Origin of the sequence: Microcoleus sp. Pol17C6 (genome assembly GCF_036701145.1) — a bacterium.
In the GTDB taxonomy this organism is placed as follows: domain Bacteria; phylum Cyanobacteriota; class Cyanobacteriia; order Cyanobacteriales; family Microcoleaceae; genus Microcoleus.
The window spans coordinates 1-1244 of the sequence record NZ_JAUBQH010000174.1 but is presented as its reverse complement, the minus strand read 5'-3'; the positions used below and the strand labels follow the sequence as shown (position 1 = coordinate 1244).

At 53.0% G+C, this 1244-nt stretch carries 1 protein-coding gene; it reads left to right on the top strand.

The window, feature by feature from the left end; genetic code table 11:
* The first annotated feature begins 119 nt into the window (after nt 1–119).
* A complete protein-coding gene (locus QUA25_RS29270) occupies nt 120–1070 on the top strand; it encodes a tyrosine-type recombinase/integrase (protein WP_333043208.1) in 951 nt (316 codons plus the stop codon).
* Nucleotides 1071–1244: the final 174 nt, after the last annotated feature.

Here is a 1244-nt window from a genome sequence, read left to right as displayed (position 1 = left end):
TCTTCAAAAATGGTTCGTGGAAATTTTCGCTAAACCCACATAGCTGTTGGATCATTTTTTTTGTGGAGGTCTCTAACGGCGTAAAATTTAGTATTTATAATGTCACTTTGAAAGAGTAAATGCTCAACTTACTTGGAGAGCAACAGCCGGAAACATTGAATCTGCCCTGTCCGGTACCCCTGACTCAGCACCCGGCTGCAGTGTACCTCGACAGTTTGGGTAGCGAGCGGTCAAAGGCAACCATGAGAGAAGGACTCAATATCATGGCCCGGATGCTGACAGGTGAGGAGTGCGACGCAATGACTTTGAATTGGGCGGCATTGCGCTACAGACATACGGCGGCTCTGCGCTCGGTCCTTGAGAAAAAGTACGCCCCCGCGACGGTGAACCAAATGCTGTGCGCCCTGCGGCGGGTGTTGAAGGAAGCTCTGCGGTTGGATTTAATCGACCCAATAGATTACAGTAAAGCGGTGGATGTCAGGAGTGTCAAGCAATCGGGAAAGGTTAGGGGGCGGGCGCTAACGCTCTGTGAGATTGCTGCATTGATGGAAAGTTGCTCTGGTAAGACCCCTATTGATGTTAGGGACTCGGCGCTGATTGCTATCTTGCGAGGGGGTGGCATCCGTCGCTCTGAAGCGGTCAATCTCTTGAAGCGAGATTTCAATCTATCCACGGGAGCGCTGTTCGTCCGGGAGGGTAAGGGCAAGAAAGACAGGACGGTTTACCTCCCGGAGTCAGCTTGCGTTTTAGTGTCCCAGTGGCTGGAGTTGAGGGGAGAGGCAAGTGGGCCTCTGTTGTACCCGATTCGGAAAGGGGGAGAAATTCAGCGGCGGCGGATGACGGAGGATGGTGTGTTGAAGATTGTGCAGCGGCGGGCGTTTCTCGCTGGGGTGGAGTCCTTTAGTCCCCACGATTTCCGGCGCACGTTTTGCTCGGACCTCCTCGATGCTGGGGTGGATATTGTGACGGTGCAAAAGTTGGCGGGTCATGCTTCTCCGGTAACTACGGCAAAATATGACAGGCGTGGAGAGGAAACTAAGCGGCGGGCCGTGCAGCATTTGGAGTTTTAGCGCTTTGTGAGCGGGTAAGGGTTGAGAGTCGCCCCTCTTCCCTCCCCTAAGAACCGTGCATGACTGTTGCCAATCACACGGCTCAAGCCTTATTTCAAGCCCACATTCCGCAGATATTCAAGGAGAGGTAAAGGAAGATAGATTCGGCAACAAGAAACTCCCAAACGATTGCCG

What these genes read in the sequence shown, in the direction of transcription:
- QUA25_RS29270 (WP_333043208.1), top strand. Translation starts at nt 120, where the DNA reads ATGCTCAACTTACTTGGAGAGCAACAGCCGGAAACATTGAATCTGCCC.